Source organism: Rhizobium tropici CIAT 899 (assembly GCF_000330885.1).
GTDB classification, from domain to species: domain Bacteria; phylum Pseudomonadota; class Alphaproteobacteria; order Rhizobiales; family Rhizobiaceae; genus Rhizobium; species Rhizobium tropici.
This window is the reverse complement of record NC_020059.1, coordinates 1,737,138-1,757,390: the sequence shown is the minus strand read 5'-3', so window position 1 is coordinate 1,757,390 and position 20,253 is coordinate 1,737,138. Positions and strand designations below refer to the sequence as shown.

The window sequence follows — 20,253 nt, the reverse complement described above, 5'->3', positions numbered from 1 at the left end:
GTGCTTTACGGTCTCCGGGATGAGGGAATCATTTTTGGTATCGCGTGTCGTGATAACGGCAAGTCCCGGTTAGGATGCGGCTTCTTCGCTCTCGAACATCTGCATCGGCTGACCCGGCATGATCGTCGAGATCGCATGCTTGTAGACGAGCTGCGAATGGCCATCGCGGCGGAGCAGGACGCAGAAATTGTCGAATGAGGTTACGACACCTGTGAGCTTCACGCCGTTAATCAAGAAAATTGTGAGTGAAATCTTTTGCTTGCGAACAGTATTGAGAAACAAGTCCTGCAAGTTCTGAGAACGTTCCGCCATCGCGCCGCTTCTTTCTTTTTTGCCGACCTGAGCCGGTTGAATGTCATGGTATACAGAGGTCCCGGACGGGAGATACCCTCATTCTCTCCCCCCAGCGAATGTTGGTATCAAATCGCAGTCTTTTCCGCAACGTCGAAAAAGGCTTCACGAATTTTCTGTGACATGCTGCCCGGATGACCGTTCGCTATCGTCTCTCCATCGATAGAAACGACCGGAAAACAGATACTTGTCGCCGCCGTGATGAAGACTTCGCGGGCCTTCATCATCTCTTCGACCGAGAAGAATCGCTCGATGATCGTCACATCGAGCTTGGCTGCAACGTCCATCAACGTCGTGCGGGTGATGCCGCGCAGGATGCCATGCTCGGCCGGGCGGGTGACGAGATTCCCGTCGTGATCGACGATCCAGACGTTAGTCGCCGCACCTTCCTTCACCATGCCGTTGTGATCGATATAGATCGCCTCCTGCGCGCCGGCCTCCTTGGCCTGTTGGCGGGCCATGGCGTTCGGAAGCAGACCGACCGACTTGATATCCACGCGGTCCCAGCGGTTGTCGCGGACGGTGACCGCCTTGATGCCATCGGCATTCTTCCTGGCAATCACGGACTGATCAGTGCTCTTGGCGGTGACGACGATCGAGGATGGCGTGCCATCAGGCGGGAAGACGTGATCGCGCCGGGCAACGCCGCGCGTCACCTGCAGATAGAATAGGCCATTGCGGACATGGTTGCGGCGCAGCGTCTCGCGAATCACAAGAACCAATGCCTGTCGCGTCATCGGCCAGGCGATCCGCAGCTCGCTCAGCGAACGATTGAGTCGATCGAGATGGCGCGTCAGGTCGACGATCACGCCATGACGAACCTCGCACACCTCGTAGACGCCATCGGCGAACTGGTAGCCGCGATCCTCGATATGCACCATGGCATCGCTATGCTTGACGTAGCGGCCGTTGACGTAAGCTATTCTCGGCATAAAAGCCCCTGATCCGAATGCTGTGATGTTCGAAATGTCGGGCGGCCGATCAGACGCCCAACGACTTCAGCTTGCGATGGAGTGCCGAGCGCTCCATGCCGACAAATTCCGCCGTGCGCGAGATATTGCCGCCGAAACGGTTGATCTGAGCGATGAGATAATCGCGCTCGAACATTTCGCGGGCTTCGCGCAGCGGCAATGTCATGATGTGATAATCATTCTTGGCGGAGACCTTCGGCAGCATATCGCCGAGGTCGGTCGGCAGCATTTCCGCGGTGATCGGCGTTTCTGCGCCATCCGAGCGTGCCAAGATCATCAGCCGTTCGATGTTATTGCGCAGCTGGCGGATGTTGCCGGGCCAATCGTGCGCCTGCAGCACGGCCATGGCGTCGTCACCGATGCGACGCGGCCGGATGCCCGCCTGCTCCGAAATCTGGCGCATCAGCTGATCCACGAGGAAGGGAATATCCTCCCGGCGCTCGGCAAGAGCAGGGACGCGGACGGGCACGACAGCTAGGCGGTGATAGAGATCTTCGCGGAACAGGCCCTCGGCAATGCGGCTCTCGAGATTGTAGGCCGTGGACGAGATGATGCGCACATCCACCTTCACCCGCTTGGAACCGCCGACGCGCTCGAACTGCTGATCGACGAGCACCCGCAAGATCTTGTTCTGCGTCTCGCGCGGCATTTCACCAACTTCGTCGAGATAGAGGATACCGCGATGGGCCTCTTCCAAGGCGCCGATCTTGCGCGCCTGCCCCGGCGAGCCTTCGGTGCCGAACAGGGCGATTTCCATGCGCTCCGGCGTGATTGTGGCGGCGTTCAGCGCCACGAAGGGGCCATTGGCGCGGGTCGACTTCTTGTGGATCATCCGGGCCACGAGCTCCTTGCCGGAGCCCGACGGACCGAAGATCATGATGCGGCTGTTGGTGGGAGAAACCTTGTCGATGGTCTGGCGCAGCTGCGACACCGCAACCGACGTGCCGATCAATTCAACGGCGTCGCCCGTGCGGCGCTTAAGCTCGGAGACCTCACGCTTCAGCTTGGAATTTTCCAACGCGCGCTCGGCGATCAGGATGAGGCGATCGGCCTTGAATGGCTTTTCGATGAAATCGAAAGCGCCGCGCTTGATGGCGGACACGGCCGTTTCGATATTGCCATGGCCCGAAATCATAACCACGGGCAGCTCCGGATGGCGTGCCTTGATCTCATCCAATAGCGCCAGACCGTCGAGCTTGCTGCCCTGCATCCAGATATCGAGGAAGATCAGCCGCGGCGCGCGATCGGAAATCGCGGCGAGCGCGCTGTCGCTGTCATGCGCAGTGCGGGTTTCGTGGCCCTCATCCGAAAGAATCCCCGAAACGATTTCGCGAATGTCTTCCTCGTCGTCGACTACGAGAATATCAGATGCCATAGACGCTTTCCTTGTCATTTTCTGTACGGGCGACGGCGGCTTGCTCACGGCGCGGCAGATGCACGCGGATCATGGCCCCCCTGCCCTGGTCGAAATCGGCTGGCGCATCGTGGAGTTCGATCTGCCCGCCATGGTCTTCAATGATCTTCTTGACGATGGCGAGGCCAAGGCCCGTGCCCTTCTCGCGCATCGTCATATAGGGTTCGAGAATGCTGTGCCGGTTTTCCACCGGCAGGCCGCGGCCATTGTCGATGACGTCGACAGTGAAGCGATCGCGATCTGGATCGAGCGACGAGCGCACGAGGATCTTTGGCTGCTCGCGAGCCTGGTCGCTCGGTAAGCCTTCGATTGCCTCGACCGCATTCTTGATGAGATTGCCGAAGGCCTGGCCGAGCATTCGCGCATCGAACATGCCCTCGAGCCGCTCGTCGCCCAACTCACGCCCGAACTGGACATGTGTATTGCCCATTTCGCGCAGGAACACGGCGTCGCGCAGAATATCGCGCAGATCGGTCGGCTCCATGGTCGGCTTCGGCATGCGGGCGAAGGAGGAGAACTCGTCGACCATGCGACCGATATCACCGACCTGCCGGATGATCGTATCCGTGCACTGGTCGAAGACCGGGCGGTCGGCCTCGGCGATGTTCTTGCCGAAACGGCGGCGGATACGCTCGGCCGACAGCTGAATGGGCGTCAGCGGGTTCTTGATCTCATGGGCAATGCGGCGCGCGACATCAGCCCAGGCGGTCGAACGTTGCGCTATGACAAGATCGGTAATGTCATCGAGTGTGATGACATAAGACTCGTTAGCATCGCGCGATTCCTCACGCGTTACCTGAACGCTTAGCGTGCGTACCGTTCCGCCGCGAACAAGGCTGATCTGCTTGCGGAAATCGCTGCGATGGCGCGCCGTCGCTTCCGTCACGACCTGATCGACCTCTGGTGAGATGTCGGACAGGTTCTTGCCGATAAGCTCGTCGCTCTTGAGCGCCAGCAAATCTTCGGCCGAGGTGTTGACGATGGTGATACGCCGATCGTGCTCGACACCGATCACGGCCGCCGTCACACCCGAAAGCACGGCTTCGATGAAGCGGCGGCGGTCGTCGACCTCGTCCTTCGCTTCAAGGATTTCATCGCGCTGCGTGCGAATTTCCGAGATCATCTTGTTGAAGGTGCGCGAGAGGCTGCCGACGTCGCCGTCAGCCGAGCGTACCGGCACCAGCACGTTCATGTTCCCCGAAGCAACGTTATCCGCAGCACTGATGAGGAGACGGATGGGTCTGACGATACGATCGGCAATTGCGATGGCTGTCCAGATCGCCGCCAGAAGTACGATGAGAGCAAAGCCGATATAGAGAACGGCGAAGGCGATCTGGAGCGACATGCGCCCTTCTTCCATCGCCTTGTACTCGACGGTATTGTCCTCCACCATCCGCATGGCATTCATGACGCGCGGATCGACCGCCCGAACGGTGTAGAGAAACGCGCCGGGTATTTCATCGAGCTTGATGACAGCGCCGACAAGATTGGTCACGCCAGGCGGGATGAGGGTCGGTTGCCCGTTGGCCGAAGAATCCAGCGCGTCTTTCGGAATGGCCGGCAGCGGCCGTTCGGTCTTGATCTCGGCCTGGACAATGGCGCTGCCGTCGCGGCGCACGAGAAATGCACCCAGCAAGCCGCGCCCGCGTGCCTGACGGGTCATCAAGTCGGCAAAGCCGGTGCGATCGAGATTGAAGAGCGAACGGTTGCGCTCCAGATCGTTCGCCATCGACACAGTCTGACCCTGCAGATAGCTCGCATTCTCCATCAGATAGGCCTGCGCGACGTTCTGCGAGGAGCTGATGATCTGCTGCGTGCGCACGCCGAACCAGCGATCCAGGCCGACATTGAGCGTCAGGCTGGCAACGATGGCTACGAGAATGGCCGGCGTGATCGCGACGATCGAGAAAAGAACGACGATGCGGATATGCAGGCGGGCTGCCGCGCGACCACGGCTGCGTGCCTTCATCAGGCGCGCCACTTCGCGGGCGATCAGAGCGATCAAACCCAGGACGAAAAGTCCATTGATAACGACCGAGGTGAAAACGACTGAGGATGTCGGGGCGACCGGCGTCAGCCCAAGAAGCATCAGCAAGGTCGCGATGGCGCACAAAAGCGCGCCGCCCGCCAGGATCAGACCAGGTAGGGCAAAGGAAGCACGACGGTCCGTCACCTTGACAACCGTCTCGTCGCTCGCCGCCGGCGACACCGCGTCCTGTATCATTCCCATCAATCTCCACGCCCGAGCGACGGTCGGCGCCCTGGTCAAATGCACGGCCAATTACGACCTTCATGCGAGTGACAGGCAGAGGCGGGAACTGTCGTCCGGTTTCGCTAAGGAGCGAAACCCTTACTTCAGGTCATCATTGCAAATAGCTGAAAAATCAGACGAACTCTTGCCTTTGGGAGAGCTGGCCAGACGAATCGCCACTGCAAAAACGACGAATCAACTGCGTGACCTTTAAGCAACGCATTGTGGCGAAAATGCAACGCATCGGATCGCGTTGTCAAGCCGTTCGGGAACTTCTGTAAACCGAAACACCCAGTTCTCTGATCTTTTTGCGCAGCGTATTGCGGTTGAGACCCAAAAGATCGGCCGCCTTGATCTGATTACCGCGTGTCGCGGTCAGGGCGGCGAGAATCAGCGGATATTCCATCTCCGTCAATACACGGTCGTAGAGACCCGGGGGCGGCAGGTTCTCGCCGAAACTGGCGAAATAGGTTCGCATATTCTCTTCCACCGCCTGCGCAATAGTCATGGAGCCGGTGCGAACAGGCCCTTTTTCGATCGGGCTGTCGGGCACGTCGGCGCGCAGCTCCGCGTCGATGATCTCCTTGGTGATGACATCCTGCGGATAAAGCGCCATCAGCCGGCGGATGAGATTTTCCAGCTCGCGGACATTGCCGGGCCAGGGATAGGCCTTCATCAGTTCGAGCGCTTCCTGATCGAAACGCTTGGAACCAAGCCCCTCCTTCTCGGCCTGCTGGATGAAATGACGCACCAGATCGGGAATATCCTCGGCGCGGTCGCGCAGCGGCGGCAGCCGCAGCGGCACGACGTTGAGGCGGTAATAGAGGTCCTCGCGGAACAGGCCCTGATTGATGGCCTGCTTCAAGTCCTTGTTGGTAGCGGCAACGATGCGGACATCGGTGCGGATCGGGGTGCGGCCGCCGACGGTGGTATATTCGCCCTGCTGCAGCACGCGCAGCAGGCGGGTCTGCGCGTCCATCGGCATATCGCCGATTTCGTCGAGGAACAGCGTGCCGCCTTCGGCCTGTTCGAAGCGTCCGGTCGAGCGGGTCTGTGCACCGGTGAAGGCGCCTTTCTCATGGCCGAACAGTTCGGATTCGATCAGGTCGCGCGGGATGGCAGCCATGTTGATGGCCACAAAGGGGCCGTTACGGCGCTTGCCGTAATCATGCAGGGCGCGCGCTACCAGTTCCTTGCCGGTTCCGGATTCGCCGGTGATCATCAGCGTGAGATCGGTCTGCATCAGACGCGCAAGTACGCGGTAGATTTCCTGCATGGCGGCGGAGCGGCCGACAAGCGGCATACCGTCCTGCATGTCGTCATCGATCTTCGCCGGCTTGCGCTTCGGCTCCGACAGCGCGCGACCGACAATCGCGATCAGCTCGGTCAGGTCGAACGGCTTGGGGAGATAGTCGTAAGCGCCCTTCTCGGATGCCTTGATCGCCGTCATGAAGGTGTTCTGCGCGCTCATGACCAGAACAGGCAGATCCGGCCTCGCCTTCTTGATGCGCGGCAGCAGATCGAATGCGTTTTCGTCGGGCATGACGACGTCGGTTACGACAAGGTCGCCTTCGCCGGCGGAGACCCAACGCCAGAGCGTGGCAGCGTTCGACGTGATGCGTACGTCGTAGCCCGCGCGGCTCAAAGCCTGGTTGAGCACGGTGCGGATGGCCGCATCGTCATCGGCGACAAGGATCGTGGCTGTCATCGAGTAGTCCCTGTAGAGTTCGGAAGTGGGGCATCTTCTGAGGTGATGCCCTTGGAGGCAGGCATCAAAACGCGGAATGTGGTGCGATGGTTCTGGCTGTCGCATTCGACGATGCCGCCGTGGTCGCCGATGATCTTGGCGACCAGCGCAAGGCCGAGGCCGGTTCCGTTCGTCTTGGTCGTGATGAACGGATCGAAGAGATGCGGCACGAGATCGGCCGGCACGCCCGGGCCATTGTCGATGACGCAGAATTCCAGCGGCAGCGAGATCTTCTCGCGCGTGCCGGCAACCGAGAGCCTGATGCCGGGACGATAGGCCGTCGTCAGCATGATCTCGCCGTCCTGACGGTCGCCCACCGCTTCAGCGGCGTTCTTCACCAGATTGAGAAACACCTGCACGAGTTGGTCCCGGTTCGCGAAGACCGCCGGCAGTGAGGGGTCGTAATTCTCTGATATCTTGATGTTGCGGGCGAAGCCGGCCTTGGCGACGGCCTTCACATGATCGAGCACGGAATGGATGTTGACGGGGACGCGATCGACGGGCCGCTCGTCGGAGAAAACTTCCATGCGGTCGACCAGCGAGACGATACGGTCCGTCTCGTCGCAGATGAGGCGTGTCAGCGCGCGATCGTCGTCCTCGACCGACTGTTCCAGCAGCTGAGCGGCGCCGCGGATGCCCGACAGCGGATTCTTGATCTCATGCGCCAACATGGAGGCAAGGCCCGTGACCGAGCGGGCGGCGGCGCGATGCGTCAGCTGCCGGTCGATCTTGTCGGCCATGGAGCGTTCCTGGAACACCACCACCACGGAGCCGGGGTCGCTGGAAATCGGCGCAACATAGATATCCACCAGCTTGTCCTGTCCCAGGCGCGGCGAACTCAGATCGACGCGATATTCGTTGACCGGCGCGCGGCGCTCCCGCACCTGATCGATCAACGCCAGCAAGGGGCTGCCGAACGGAATGAAGGTCGAAATCTTGTAGCGCGACAGATGCGATGCGCTGGCGCCGAAGAAGGCCTCCGCCTCCCAGTTGGCGAAAGCAATCAAACCCGCCTCGTCGACCATGACGACGGGATTCTGGATTGCATTGAGAACCGCCATGGCGACAGAGTTGGCCGCGGTATCACCGGCGCCGGAGCTGGATTTCGAAGTCATGCAGCCTCCTGAACGCATTGGGCGACATCGGTGCCGGCCTGCAGCGCGGCACGGAAGGATGCAGCCACCTCGCCGCTTTCTTTCGACGTTATGATTTTCGCCTTATCCGCACCTGTCGCTGCCGGCGCATAGCGATTGAGATACCAGGCGAGATGCTTGCGGGCATGGCGAATGCCGACCGTTTCCCCGTAGAATTCCAGCATCATCCGATAGTGTTCGAGAGCGATCTCGACGATCTCCTGGCGGCTTGGCTCGCGATGCCCTGCCAGCACGCCCGCATGCCAGGGACGGCCCTGGCAGCCCCGGCCGATCATGACGGCGTCGGCGCCGGAGCGCCGCAGGATTTCCTGCGCGTCCTCTGCCGTTTCGACATCGCCATTCGCCACGAGCGGTATGGAGACGGCATCGCGCACGGCACGGATGGCATCCCAATCCGCCCTGCCCTCGTAGAATTGCATGCGCGTGCGGCCGTGAATAGTCACGAGCTGGATACCGGCCTCTTCGGCCCGGCGCGCGATATAAGGCGCATTGATGGAATTCTCGTCCCAGCCGAGCCGCATCTTCAGCGTGACGGGAATGTTCACCGCACGGACCGTGGCTTCGATCAATGTCAGCGCATGATCCGGATCGCGCATCAGTGCCGAGCCGGAATAGCCGCCAATCACCTTCTTGGCGGGGCAGCCCATATTGATATCGATGATATCGGCGCCATTGTCCGTGGCGATCTTTGCAGCCTCGGCCATCCAAAGCGCCTCGCGGCCGGCAAGCTGCACCATGTGCGGCTTCAGCCCAGCGCTTCTCAGACGCGCCCAGGATTCAGCCGTATCCTGCACGAGTTCGCGGCTTGCGACCATTTCGGTAACGACCAGACCGGCGCCATAGCGCAAGGCAAGCTGCCGGAAAGGCAGATCGGTTACGCCCGACATCGGTGCCAGGATCACACGATTCCGGATGGACACGGAACCGATGAAAAATGGGTCTGCAAGCTTGGAAGACAGCAAATGATTATCTTTCGGGCACACCATACGTCTGCACTATTTTTAGACACGCTTTGAAAGTTTGCCAAGGGGTTTCGAAGAATCCCGATATTTTTTGGGCAGATGCTGGAAAATACTCAGTTGAGGCGATAGACCCTGCTTGAGCAGGATCCCGTTTTGGCGATCTATTTAGCATGTGCTTGTTCAAAAGAAAGCTCTACGCTTTTCAAAGCCATGCCGCAGACGGAGCCTTTCATCTTCGGGGATTTATGACGCAAATGCATTCAAAGCAACCGTTGTCGGTGGGAATCGTCATCGTGGCCGCCGGGCGCGGCGAACGGGCGGGCTCTCCGGAAGAAGGCCCCAAACAATATCGTCCGATCGGCGGCAGAGCGGTTATTGCGCATACGCTTGAAAGATTCGTGACATGGCCACAGGCATCGAAAATCGTCGTCGTCATCCATCGCGACGATGAGAAGCTGCTGCGTGCGGCGCTGGAACAGGTTTCAGGCCTGCCTGAGATCAAGATCGCCTTCGGTGGAGCGACTCGCCAGCAATCCGTGCTTGCCGGGCTGCGCGCTTTGAAAGACAGCGGCGTCACGCATGTGATGATCCACGATGCTGTCCGCCCCTTCTTCGACCATGATCTGCTCGATCGTGTCGCCGCAGCGCTTGCAGGCGGTGCGCCGGCCGTGCTGCCCGCTATGCCCGTCACAGACACGCTGAAACGCGGCAATGCCGATGGGCTAGTCGTCGACACGATTCCCCGCGCCGGGTTGCACGCCGCGCAGACGCCGCAATCCTTCCGTTTCGCCGATATTCTCGACGCCCATGAAAAAGCCGCTGCCGATGGCAGAACCGATTTCACGGACGATGCGGCAATCGCGGAATGGTGTAACCTACCGGTGACACTCGCGATTGGTAGCGCCGACAACGTAAAACTGACAATCAAAAGGGATATTGCCATGGCCGATGAAAAGCTCAGCGCCGGCCTGCTGCCTGATGTGCGCACCGGCAACGGCTATGACGTCCATCAGCTGGAGCCGGGCGATGGCGTCACCCTTTGCGGCGTCTTCATTCCCCACGATCAGAAGCTGAAGGGGCACTCGGACGCCGATGTCGCCCTGCATGCCCTCACGGACGCCCTGCTCGCCACCTGCGGCGCCGGCGATATCGGCGATCATTTCCCGCCCTCCGATCCGCAATGGAAGGGCGCTCCGTCGCGCATCTTTATCGAGCATGCGGCAAAGATCGTGCGCGAACGCGGCGGCACCATCATGAATGCGGATGTCTCGCTGATCGCCGAGGCGCCGAAGGTCGGGCCGCATCGCGACACCATGCGCGCCAGGCTTTCCGAATTTCTGGGCATCAGCATCGATCGCTGCTCGGTCAAGGCAACGACAAATGAGAAGATCGGCTTCGTCGGCCGCCGCGAAGGCATAGCGGCCATCGCGACCGCCACCGTCGTTTATCGCGGAGGCAAGGTATAATGCATTTTCCCGATGAGATTATCGGGCTCGCCCAAACGATCGTGACGGATTTCACAGCAAGAAGCTGGATGGTCGTGACGGCCGAATCCTGCACCGGCGGACTGATCGCCGGCGCGCTGACGGAGATTCCCGGCTCATCCGCCGTCGTCGATCGCGGCTTCGTCACCTACACCAACACTGCCAAGATGGAGATGCTCGGCGTTCAGGGGGGGACGCTTACGCAGTTCGGCGCGGTTTCAAAGGAAACGGCGCTGCAGATGGTCCATGGCGCCCTCTTCCGCTCCCGGGCTGATTTCGCCATAGCGGTTACGGGTATCGCCGGCCCCGGTGGCGGTTCGGCAGAAAAGCCGGTCGGGCTCGTCCACCTCGCCGCCAAGGCGCGCAGCGGTGGGCTCATCCATCGCGAAATGCGCTATGGCGATATCGGTCGCGACAACGTCCGGCTCGCCACGTTACAGACGGCGTTGGAGATGCTAGTCGCACTCGCCCAATGACCGGGCACGGCTTCAAGCATAGATTTTGTTCGCGCGCGTCTCGAAGGCATCCGTGAACATGCGGAAAGCCCGATCGAACATCGATCCCATCAAGGCGCCGAGGATGCGGCTCTTGAACTCGTAATCGATAAAGAAATCGATGCTGCAGCCGCCGTTTTCCGACGGCGTGAAGCGCCAGCGATTATCGAGATATTTGAACGGGCCGTCGATGTATTTCACGTCAATCGCGCGCTCCGCCTTGTTTAAGAGCACTTGTGTGGTGAACGTCTCGCGGATGGCTTTATACCCGACCGTCATATCGGCAACGAGCAGGCTCTTGCCGTCACGCTCCTTGCGGCTGCGGATCGTCAGCGCCTCGCAAAGTGGCAAGAATTCCGGATAGCGCTCCACATCGGCGACGAGGTCGAACATCTGGTCGGGCGAATGCGGAACGGGGCGATGAGTTTCGAATTGAGGCATGAGCCGCAATTAAGCAGGACGGCCAAGAAGATCAAGAAGCTGACGCATTTCGCCGCGGGATTTCAGCTGCAAAACGGGGACATCAGGACCGTGCTCGGCAAGACCGGCAAGAACCCGCGGCGTGAATTTTTCTTCAAATGTCCAGATGAAGCGCAGGAACTCCCAATCGATTTTTTCTATGCAGCCAGGCGCCATCTCCGGTCGCGTGCGGCCCATCCATTTGATCCAGCGAGAAACGGCACCCCAGATGCATAGTAAGCGAGGCATCCTCACCCATATGACCAAGTCCGTGCGTGGCAGACGCACATCGAATGTCGAGGGATTGGTCCCGTCCATGATCCATCGCTCGCCCTGCACTTTGGCAACGATGATGGCGCGCTGCTCGGCCTTGTCGCGCTGAACCCAGCCTGGCAGCCACAAAACGTCGCGATCGATCGAGACATAGGCAAGGCCGACGTGTGCGGCGATCTTCCGCGACAGGGTCGACTTGCCGCCGCCGGAGCAGCCCATAACGAGGATTCGGTTCGCCTTTTTGACAAGCGCAGCCGCCTCTTCGATATCGACGGCAGGGAAAAGCGCCTGCAGCGCGACGATCTGCTCCACGATACGGCTCCATATTCGATCTCGACAGGTGCCGGTACCAGCAGCAAACGGCTGGCATGCTTCCTAAATCAAGCGAATGACGATCCTGTGGCAGAGCACGCGAAAACCGTGGTAAGGATCCCTTGGCCAGATCGAGGAGCAGCGCAATGGCGATGGTGCGGTACATAGTCGAGGATGTGGAAGCGTCAGCGGCATTCTATCTGAAGCATTTCGGCTTTACGCTAAAACAACAGTTCGGACCGGCAATGGCGATTCTGACGCGGGACGACCTCACATTGTGGCTTGCAGGCCCGATGGCGTCGGCTTCCCGGCCAATGCCAGATGGCCGCAAACCTGAACCCGGCGGTTGGAACCGGTTCGTGCTTGAGATTCAGGAAGAATTGCCCACACTCGTTTCCACTCTGCGCGAACATGGTGTTCATTTCCGCAACGACATCATAGAGGGACCAGGCGGACGACAAATCCTGTGCGAGGATCCGTCCGGGAACGCGATCGAACTATTCGAACCAAAAAGCTCCTGAGATCTCCGCGTCGCCGCCCCTGAGGACAAAGAGACTACTTTTTTCCTATTCCGCTGCCAGCAGAGCCTTCTTCTCGCGGGCAGCGCGCAGACGCTCGAAATCGTCGCCAGCGTGATGCGACGAGCGCGTCAGCGGGCTGGAAGCGACCATGAGGAAGCCCTTGGTGTAAGCCACGGTTTCGTAGGACTTGAACTCTTCCGGCGTGACGAAGCTCATCACCTGATGATGCTTGCGCGTCGGCTGCAGATATTGGCCAATCGTCAGGAAGTCGACATCCGCCGTGCGCAGGTCATCCATCAGCTGCAGCACTTCATTGCGCTCTTCGCCAAGGCCGACCATGATGCCCGACTTGGTGAACATGGTGGGGTCCAGTTCCTTGACCCGCTGCAGCAGGCGGACGGAGTGGAAATAGCGGGCACCGGGGCGAACCGTCAGATAATTGCCGGGTACGGTTTCCAGATTGTGGTTAAAGACGTCGGGCTTGGCAGCGACGACGCGCTCCAGGGCGCCCGGCTTCTTCAGGAAGTCCGGCGTCAGAATCTCGATCGTGGTCGAGGGCGAAGCGGCGCGGATCGCCCAGATCACCTTCTCGAAATGCTCTGCGCCGCCGTCTTCCAGATCGTCGCGGTCGACCGAGGTGATGACGACGTGGCTGAGGCCCATCTCCTTGACCGCCTTGGCGACGTTTTCCGGCTCGGCCATGTCGAGCGCGTTCGGCTTGCCGGTCGCGACGTTGCAGAAGGAGCAGGCGCGCGTACAGATCTCGCCCATGATCATGAAGGTGGCGTGCTTCTTGTCCCAGCACTCGCCGATATTCGGGCAGCCGGCCTCTTCGCAGACCGTGACGAGCTTGTGCTCCTTCACGATCGAGCGGGTTTCGGCATAACCCTTCGACGTCGGCGCCTTCACGCGGATCCAGTCCGGCTTGCGCATGACTTCCGTATCCGGTCGGTGCGCCTTTTCCGGGTGTCGCACACGCTTGGCGTCCGGGTTGATCGTGTCGAGAATGGTGACCATGGAACGTCTACTTTCCGCCGCTTGAAACGCGGCCCTTCATCGCCGAGCGAATTTGGCGAGGAATATCAGAATGCATGCACCGATGAAACCGGTGATGAAAAAGCCGAGCCGGCCGCCCGGCACGCCGACATGCAGGGCCACCATCAGCGCTGCAGCCACGACCGAGCCGGCAATGCCGAGGATGATGTTCAGGATGACCCCATAGCGCGCGTCCATCAGCTTGCCTGCGAGCCAGCCCGCAAGACCGCCGATGATGATCAGACCCAGCCAACCGACACTTTCCATCAAACCCTCGTTCCCATTGCCAGGATGCTCTAGACGATCAATCTCGCCAACAGCACCACGATGATCGCACCGACCGTGGCATGGATGATCTCCACGACAAGCGCATTTTCAATGCCGAGCGATATCCCGAAATAACGGAACAGGAAACCGCCCACGAAAGCCCCGATCACGCCACTCACCAGGCAACCGATGAGCCCACCGCCTCCGACGATCAGGCTCGCGAGGAAGCCCGCGACCAGACCGATGAGAAGAAAGACGATCCAACCTTCCGCCGTGATAGACATGTTGATTTCCTTTCCTGTTTTCCACCCCCTGGATAAAGGGCATGGCAGGAAATTATCAAGCGTTCAGCACCCGGCCATAGGCATCCAGCACGGCTTCCTTCATCGTTTCCGAAACGGTCGGATGCGGGAAGATCGTATGCATCAGCTCTTCTTCGGTCGTCTCCAGGTTCATGGCGACGACGAAACCCTGGATGAGCTCGGTCACTTCGGCGCCAACCATGTGCGCGCCTAGAAGCTCGCCGGTCTTCTTGTCGAAGATGACCTTGCAGAGGCCCTGATCTTCGCCAAGCGCGATCGCCTTACCGTTGGCAACGAAGGAGAAGCGGCCGACGCGGATATCGCGGCCGAGTTCCTTGGCCTTGGCCTCCGTGAGGCCGACGGAAGCAACCTGCGGCTGGCAATAGGTGCAGCCCGGAACCTTGCTCTTGTCGGTCGGATGAACGTTGGGCAGGCCGGCGATCTTCTCGACGCAGACGACGCCTTCGTGCTCGGCCTTGTGAGCGAGCATCGGCGGGCCGGCAACGTCGCCGATCGCATAGATGCCGGGAACATTGGTCTTGCCGTAGCCGTCGATGACGACACAGCCGCGGTCGGTCTTTACGCCGAGCGCCTCGAGGCCGAGGTTCTCGATATTGCCCTGGACGCCGACGGCCGAGATCATGCGGTCGGCAACGATCTGCTGAACCTTACCGTCTTCGGTTTCGACATGGGCGGTGATGCTGTTGGCAGCCTTGTCGACCTTCGTGACCTTCGCCTTGGTGAAGATCTTCAGGCCGCGCTTTTCGAGCTGCTTGCGGGCAATGCCGGAGATTTCGGCGTCTTCGACCGGCATGATGGTCGGCATGACTTCGACGACGGTAACGTCAACGCCCATCGAGCGATAGAAGCTTGCAAATTCAATGCCGATGGCGCCTGAGCCCATGACGAGCAGCGACTTCGGCAGGAAATCCGGCTTCAGCGCTTCGAAATAGGTCCAGATCAGCTTGCCGTCCGGCTCGATGCCGGGCAGAGCGCGCGGACGGGCGCCGGTCGCGACAATGATGTGCTTGGCGGTGTAGGTGCCCTCGCCCTTGACGTTCTTCGGCACCGGATGCTGCGGCTCGACGACCGGCTTGGTCGACTTGCTGACGACGATCTCGCCAGGCTTCGTAATTTTCGCCTCACCCCAAATCACGTCGACCTTGTTCTTCTTCATCAGGAAACCGACGCCCTGGTTCAGACGAGCGGAGACGCCGCGCGAGCGGGCAACGACGGCCTTCACATCCGCGCTGACCTTGCCTTCGAGAACGAGGCCGTAGTCCTTCAGATGGTTGGAATGATCGAGGATTTCAGCGGAACGGAGCAGCGCTTTCGTCGGAATGCAGCCCCAGTTGAGGCAGATGCCGCCCAGGTGCTCGCGCTCGACGATCGCGGTCTTCAGGCCAAGCTGCCCGGCACGCACGGCGGCGATATAACCGCCCGGACCGGAGCCGATGATAATGACGTCGTAATTCTCAGCCATGTGTTTCCTGCCTTATTGCTGGCGGCGGATCGGAGCCGGCGCCTTGAATCTATCAGAGACCGAGCATCATCCGCACGATCGGCTCGAGGCCGCGACCGAGCGCTCGGGTGTTTTCCGCATCGAGATGAACGCCATCGAGCGGCGTGGTCACAGCGACCGTGTTAGCGTCGAAGAAGCCGCATCCGAGTTCGTCCGCCAGATCGCTATAGAGCGTCGGCAGCTTGCTCGATTCCTTGACTGCACCAAGAAAGCTTGCCGCAAAGGCGGCATTGGCGGTCTCGGTGATTGCCGGCGGGGCGACGATGAGGATATCGGGCACCTCGTAGTCGAACCCCCAGGCATGATTGCGTACCAGCTGGACCAGGCGGCTGATGCCCTGCAGAGCGGCAAAGGCCGAACCGGCGACGACGGGCTTCATATCGTTGGTGCCGAGCATGATGATGACGAGATCAAGGGGATTGTGGCTCTGCAGGATCGTCGGCAGGATCCTCGCGCCGTTGCGGTCGCAATCGGCGAGATGATCGTCGAAGGCTGTCGTCCGGCCGTTCAATCCCTCAGGAATCACACGGACCTGATCGCCGAGCGCCCTTTGCAGCACGCTCGGCCACCGATCTTCATAGGCATGACGGCCGACCGTTTCGGCACTGTAGCCCCATGTCAGCGAGTCGCCGTAACACAGAACAGTCTTGGTCATTCATGCCTCCGTGTTGCGACCAGAGCGTGATGCCGAAAAGTGTAAGCGGTTTTCGGGCGACATCACGCTCTACCTATTTGTTTCTAGAGCGGATTCAAATTTTAGGTCGATTCGACCTAAAATCATCCGGCTCTAGGCTCAGACGAGCATCCCCATCGGATTTTCGATGTAGCCCTTGAAGGCTGCCAGGAGCTCGGCGCCGAGCGCACCGTCGACGGCGCGGTGGTCGGTCGACAGCGTGACGGTCATCACGTTGGCAATCACCATTTCGCCCTTCTTGACGATGACGCGCTGCTCGCCCGCGCCGACGGCCAGGATGGTCGCATGCGGCGGGTTGACGACGGCGGCGAAGTTCTTCACGCCCATCATGCCCATGTTCGACACTGCGGTGGTGCCGCCCTGATACTCCTCGGGCTTCAGCTTGCGCTCCTTGGCGCGCTTGCCGTAGTCCTTCATCTCGTTGGAGATGGTGGAGAGCGTCTTCTGCTCGGCGCTGCGGATGATCGGGGTAATCAGGCCGCCCGGAATGGAGACGGCGACGCCGACATCGGCATGCTTGTGCTTGACCATGGCGCTGTCGGTCCAGGAGACATTGGCATCCGGAACATCGCGCAATGCCAGCGCCAGGGCCTTGATGACCATGTCATTGACCGAGAGCTTGTAGGCCGGGACGCCGTCCTTCGACTTCGGAGCGGAATCGTTGAGCTGCGTGCGGAGCGCCAGCAGCGCGTCGAGTTCGCAATCGACCGAAACGTAGAAGTGCGGGATCGTCTGCTTGGATTCCTGCAGGCGCTTTGCAATCGTCTTGCGCATGCCGTCATGCGGCACGAGCTCGTAGGAACCCTGCTCGAACAGCTTGAGCACGGCGTCGTCGGACATGCCCTTCGCAGCGGCCGGAGCAGCAGCCGCGGCCGGCTGTGCAGCCGGTGCTGCTGCAGGAGCGGCCTTGGCGGTGCCGCCGGAAACGGCAGCTTCGATATCCTTCTTGACCACGCGGCCATGCGGGCCGGTGCCGGAGACTGCAGTCACATCGATGCCGGCTTCCTTGGCAAGACGGCGTGCGAGCGGCGAAGCAAAGGTGCGATGACCGTCGTTTGCGGCAGGAGCCGATGCAGCCGGAGCCGGGGCTGCTGCGGCAGGAGCCGCAATGCTTGCCGGAGCGGCCGCAGGGGCTGCTTCCGCCTTCGGAGCTTCCTTGGCTGCCGGAGCAGCAGCGGCACCAGCGCCTGATGCTGCAGCAGCGACATCCTCGCCATCGGCAGCGATCACGGCGATCAGGGCATTGACCTTCACGCCTTCAGTGCCGGCGGGAACGACGATCTTGGCGACCGTGCCCTCATCGACAGCCTCGACTTCCATCGTTGCCTTGTCAGTCTCGATCTCGGCGATGACATCGCCGGACTTGATCTTGTCGCCTTCCTTGACCAGCCACTTGGCGAGGTTACCCTCTTCCATGGTCGGCGAGAGGGCAGGCATAGTGATGTTGATAGGCATCGATGAGCCCTCCCCTTACTTGTAGCAAACGGCCTTCACCGCATCGACCACTTCGGCAACGCTCGGGAGCGCCAGCTTTTCGAGGTTGGCGGCGTATGGCATGGGTACGTCCTTGCCGGCGATCGTCAGGATCGGCGCATCGAGATAATCGAAGGCCTGCTGCATGACGCGCGTGGCGATTTCCGTGCCGACGGAGGACTGCGGATAGCCTTCCTCGACGGTGACCAGGCGGCCGGTCTTCTTGACCGATTCGATGATGGTCGGAAGATCCATCGGGCGGATGGTGCGCAGGTCGATGAGTTCGACATCGATGCCCTGGGCTTCCAGCTCGGCGACGGCCTTCGTGGCATAGGTCATGCCGATGCCGAAGGAGACGACCGTCACGTCCTTGCCCGGACGATGAATGCGGGCCTTACCGATCGGCAGAACGAAGTTATCGAGCTTCGGCACATCGAAATGCTGACCGTAGAGGATTTCGTTCTCAAGGAAAATGACCGGGTTCGGATCGCGGATCGCAGCCTTGAGCAGGCCCTTGGCGTCGGCTGCCGTGTAGGGCATGACGACCTTAAGGCCCGGAATGTGGCTGTACCAGGCGGCATAGTCCTGGCTGTGCTGAGCGCCGACGCGGGCAGCAGCGCCGTTCGGGCCGCGGAACACGATCGGAGCGCCCATCTGGCCGCCGGACATGTAGAGCGTCTTGGCAGCGGAGTTGATGATCTGGTCGATCGCCTGCATGGCGAAGTTGAAGGTCATGAACTCGACGATCGGGCGAAGACCCGCCATCGCAGCGCCGACGCCGATACCGGCAAAGCCGTGCTCGGTGATCGGGGTGTCGATGACGCGACGTGCGCCGAACTCCTGCAGCAGGCCTTGGGTCACCTTGTAGGCGCCCTGATATTCGGCAACTTCTTCACCCATGACGAAGACGTCCGGGTTGGCGCGCATTTCTTCGGCCATGGCGTCGCGCAGCGCTTCACGCACCGTCATCGATACCAGTTCCGTGCCAGCTGGAATTTCCGGATCGGCAGGAGCGGCAGCCTTTGGCTGGGCCGGGACCGGTGCAGCGACCGGCGCCGGAGCGGCGGCAGGAGCTTCGGTCTTTGCCGGCTCGGCAGCAGGTGCAGCCTTTGCGGACGAAATAGCGTCTGCGGATTCGCCGTCCTGCAGGAGGATGGCGATCTTGGTGTTGACCTTGACGCCTTCGGTGCCGGCGTCGATCAGCAGCTTGCCGATCGTGCCTTCGTCGACGGCTTCCACTTCCATGGTAGCCTTGTCGGTTTCGATTTCGGCAATGACGTCACCGGAAACGACCTTGTCGCCTTCCTTCTTGAGCCATTTCGAAAGGGTACCCTCTTCCATAGTCGGAGAAAGGGCGGGCATGAGAATGTCGATGGGCATAGTGTCCCTCCCCGATTTAGAGCAGAATGTCGGTGTAGAGCTCGGATGCATCCGGCTCCGGATCGTTCTGGGCGAAATCGGCGCTGTCTGCGACGATATCGCGGACATCCTTGTCGATATCCTTCAGATCGTCCTCGGTCGCCCAGCCCTTTTCGAGCAAGCGAATACGGACCTGCTCGATCGGGTCGTGCTCGGAGCGCATTTTCTGCACTTCGTCCTTGGAACGGTACTTCGCCGGGTCGGACATGGAGTGACCACGGTAGCGGTAGGTCAGCATTTCCAGGATGATCGGGCCCTTGCCGGAGCGGCAATGCGCAACGGCTTCGTCAGCCGCAGCCTTGACGGCGCGGACGTCCATACCGTCGACCTGAATACCGGGAATGCCGAAGGAGGCGCCACGCTTGGAGAAATCGGCCTGCGCGGTGGCGCGAGCCGTCGAGGTGCCCATGGCGTAGCGGTTGTTTTCGATCACGAAGATAACCGGCAGCTTCCAGAGCTGCGCCATGTTGAAGCTTTCGTAGACCTGCCCCTGGTTGGCAGCACCGTCGCCGAAATAGGCAACGCTGACATTGTCATTGCCGCGATACCAGTTGGCAAAGCCAAGGCCGGTGCCGAGCGAAACCTGGGCGCCGACGATGCCATGGCCGCCGTAGAAGTTCTTTTCCTTGGAGAACATGTGCATGGAGCCGCCCTTCCCTCGGGAATAGCCGCCCTGGCGTCCGGTGAGCTCGGCCATGACGCCGCGCGCGCTCATGCCGGTCGCCAGCATATGGCCATGGTCGCGATAGCCGGTAATGACCTGGTCGCCATCCTTCAGCGCCAGCTGCATGCCGACGACGACTGCTTCCTGGCCGATATAAAGGTGACAGAAGCCGCCGATGAAGCCCATGCCGTAAAGCTGGCCGGCCTTCTCTTCGAAGCGGCGGATCAGGAGCATCTCACGATAAGCCTTGAGCTCCGCATCACGATCGAAATCTGCGATCGGGCCGCCATTGGTTTCCTTGGCTGGCCTTGATGCTGTTTTACGGCTGGAAACGGTCGCGTTCTTTCGCGGCGCCATTCAACCCTCCCTGTGTGAGTAGCCTCGTTTTTGGTGAGGCGTAACATAGGGAAGATTGTCCGCCACAGCAATGCTATAATTGCATGGCTCATATTCACTGCAAGTTATTGATATAAATCATAAAAAT

Annotated in this window: 20 protein-coding genes; 3 read left to right on the top strand and 17 right to left on the bottom strand. The window is 60.5% G+C overall.

Going from position 1 to position 20,253, the window contains the following annotated elements; translation table 11 throughout:
* Window positions 1-69: 69 nt before the first annotated feature.
* The 7 genes from hfq to dusB all read right to left on the bottom strand — a co-directional run bounded on the left by hfq (window position 70) and on the right by dusB (window position 8,874).
* Window positions 70-312 carry an RNA chaperone Hfq gene (hfq, locus tag RTCIAT899_RS08605; RefSeq protein ID WP_003539403.1) on the bottom strand — a complete coding sequence of 81 codons (243 nt, stop codon included), beginning with the start codon at window positions 310-312 and terminating at the stop codon, window positions 70-72.
* Window positions 313-419: 107 nt separating this feature from the next.
* Complete coding sequence (locus RTCIAT899_RS08600; protein ID WP_015339831.1) at window positions 420-1,283, bottom strand: D-amino-acid transaminase; 864 nt, start codon at window positions 1,281-1,283, stop codon at window positions 420-422.
* A gap of 49 nt (window positions 1,284-1,332) precedes the next feature.
* Window positions 1,333-2,697 carry a nitrogen assimilation response regulator NtrX gene (gene ntrX / locus RTCIAT899_RS08595; protein WP_015339830.1) on the bottom strand — a complete coding sequence of 455 codons (1,365 nt, stop codon included), beginning with the start codon at window positions 2,695-2,697 and terminating at the stop codon, window positions 1,333-1,335.
* Entirely contained in the window at window positions 2,687-4,960 is a 2,274-nt protein-coding gene (locus RTCIAT899_RS08590; protein WP_015339829.1) for a sensor histidine kinase NtrY-like, read from the bottom strand. Before RTCIAT899_RS08590 ends, ntrX begins: the two co-directional genes overlap by 11 nt.
* Window positions 4,961-5,243: 283 nt before the next feature.
* A complete protein-coding gene (ntrC, locus tag RTCIAT899_RS08585; RefSeq protein ID WP_015339828.1) occupies window positions 5,244-6,695 on the bottom strand; it encodes a nitrogen regulation protein NR(I) in 1,452 nt (483 codons plus the stop codon).
* Window positions 6,692-7,849 carry a two-component system sensor histidine kinase NtrB gene (locus RTCIAT899_RS08580; RefSeq protein ID WP_015339827.1) on the bottom strand — a complete coding sequence of 386 codons (1,158 nt, stop codon included), beginning with the start codon at window positions 7,847-7,849 and terminating at the stop codon, window positions 6,692-6,694. The genes ntrC and RTCIAT899_RS08580 overlap by 4 nt, the downstream gene beginning before the upstream one ends.
* Window positions 7,846-8,874, bottom strand: coding sequence for a tRNA dihydrouridine synthase DusB (dusB, locus tag RTCIAT899_RS08575; protein ID WP_041677415.1), 1,029 nt, complete (start codon window positions 8,872-8,874; stop codon window positions 7,846-7,848). Before dusB ends, RTCIAT899_RS08580 begins: the two co-directional genes overlap by 4 nt.
* Before the next feature lie 221 nt (window positions 8,875-9,095).
* Between dusB and RTCIAT899_RS08570 the strand changes: the two genes are divergently transcribed.
* Together RTCIAT899_RS08570 and RTCIAT899_RS08565 are read left to right on the top strand one after the other, a co-directional pair.
* The gene (locus RTCIAT899_RS08570) at window positions 9,096-10,316 is read left to right on the top strand and encodes a bifunctional 2-C-methyl-D-erythritol 4-phosphate cytidylyltransferase/2-C-methyl-D-erythritol 2,4-cyclodiphosphate synthase (protein WP_041677878.1); all 1,221 of its coding nucleotides are present in this window, start codon (window positions 9,096-9,098) and stop codon (window positions 10,314-10,316) included.
* A complete protein-coding gene (locus tag RTCIAT899_RS08565; protein WP_015339824.1) occupies window positions 10,316-10,810 on the top strand; it encodes a CinA family protein in 495 nt (164 codons plus the stop codon). Before RTCIAT899_RS08570 ends, RTCIAT899_RS08565 begins: the two co-directional genes overlap by 1 nt.
* Before the next feature lie 12 nt (window positions 10,811-10,822).
* On the opposite strand, the gene RTCIAT899_RS08560 is transcribed toward RTCIAT899_RS08565, so the two are convergent.
* Together RTCIAT899_RS08560 and RTCIAT899_RS08555 are read right to left on the bottom strand one after the other, a co-directional pair.
* The gene (locus RTCIAT899_RS08560; protein ID WP_015339823.1) at window positions 10,823-11,269 is read right to left on the bottom strand and encodes a type II toxin-antitoxin system RatA family toxin; all 447 of its coding nucleotides are present in this window, start codon (window positions 11,267-11,269) and stop codon (window positions 10,823-10,825) included.
* A 9-nt stretch (window positions 11,270-11,278) separates the two neighbouring features.
* The gene (locus RTCIAT899_RS08555) at window positions 11,279-11,854 is read right to left on the bottom strand and encodes a P-loop NTPase family protein (protein ID WP_210305319.1); all 576 of its coding nucleotides are present in this window, start codon (window positions 11,852-11,854) and stop codon (window positions 11,279-11,281) included.
* Between the two features lie 164 nt (window positions 11,855-12,018).
* Here RTCIAT899_RS08555 and RTCIAT899_RS08550 point away from each other — a divergent pair, with 164 nt between their 5' ends.
* Window positions 12,019-12,393, top strand: coding sequence for a VOC family protein (locus RTCIAT899_RS08550; RefSeq protein ID WP_015339821.1), 375 nt, complete (start codon window positions 12,019-12,021; stop codon window positions 12,391-12,393).
* 45 nt (window positions 12,394-12,438) lie between these two features.
* On the opposite strand, the gene lipA is transcribed toward RTCIAT899_RS08550, so the two are convergent.
* From lipA to pdhA, 8 genes are all read right to left on the bottom strand, one after another.
* A complete protein-coding gene (gene lipA / locus RTCIAT899_RS08545; protein ID WP_015339820.1) occupies window positions 12,439-13,410 on the bottom strand; it encodes a lipoyl synthase in 972 nt (323 codons plus the stop codon).
* Between the two features lie 36 nt (window positions 13,411-13,446).
* Window positions 13,447-13,695: a GlsB/YeaQ/YmgE family stress response membrane protein gene (locus tag RTCIAT899_RS08540; protein WP_015339819.1), complete on the bottom strand. Its 249-nt coding sequence runs from the start codon at window positions 13,693-13,695 to the stop codon at window positions 13,447-13,449.
* Between the two features lie 29 nt (window positions 13,696-13,724).
* Window positions 13,725-13,979 carry a GlsB/YeaQ/YmgE family stress response membrane protein gene (locus tag RTCIAT899_RS08535; protein ID WP_015339818.1) on the bottom strand — a complete coding sequence of 85 codons (255 nt, stop codon included), beginning with the start codon at window positions 13,977-13,979 and terminating at the stop codon, window positions 13,725-13,727.
* Between the two features lie 55 nt (window positions 13,980-14,034).
* Window positions 14,035-15,480 carry a dihydrolipoyl dehydrogenase gene (gene lpdA / locus RTCIAT899_RS08530; protein WP_015339817.1) on the bottom strand — a complete coding sequence of 482 codons (1,446 nt, stop codon included), beginning with the start codon at window positions 15,478-15,480 and terminating at the stop codon, window positions 14,035-14,037.
* A 52-nt stretch (window positions 15,481-15,532) separates the two neighbouring features.
* Window positions 15,533-16,174, bottom strand: coding sequence for an SGNH/GDSL hydrolase family protein (locus RTCIAT899_RS08525; protein WP_015339816.1), 642 nt, complete (start codon window positions 16,172-16,174; stop codon window positions 15,533-15,535).
* A 138-nt stretch (window positions 16,175-16,312) separates the two neighbouring features.
* The gene (locus RTCIAT899_RS08520; protein WP_015339815.1) at window positions 16,313-17,668 is read right to left on the bottom strand and encodes a pyruvate dehydrogenase complex dihydrolipoamide acetyltransferase; all 1,356 of its coding nucleotides are present in this window, start codon (window positions 17,666-17,668) and stop codon (window positions 16,313-16,315) included.
* Window positions 17,669-17,683: 15 nt separating this feature from the next.
* Complete coding sequence (locus RTCIAT899_RS08515) at window positions 17,684-19,066, bottom strand: pyruvate dehydrogenase complex E1 component subunit beta (protein WP_015339814.1); 1,383 nt, start codon at window positions 19,064-19,066, stop codon at window positions 17,684-17,686.
* A gap of 16 nt (window positions 19,067-19,082) precedes the next feature.
* Window positions 19,083-20,126 (bottom strand): pyruvate dehydrogenase (acetyl-transferring) E1 component subunit alpha, encoded by a 1,044-nt coding sequence (gene pdhA / locus RTCIAT899_RS08510; protein WP_015339813.1) that lies wholly within the window; start codon window positions 20,124-20,126, stop codon window positions 19,083-19,085.
* Between the last annotated feature and the right edge of the window lie 127 nt (window positions 20,127-20,253).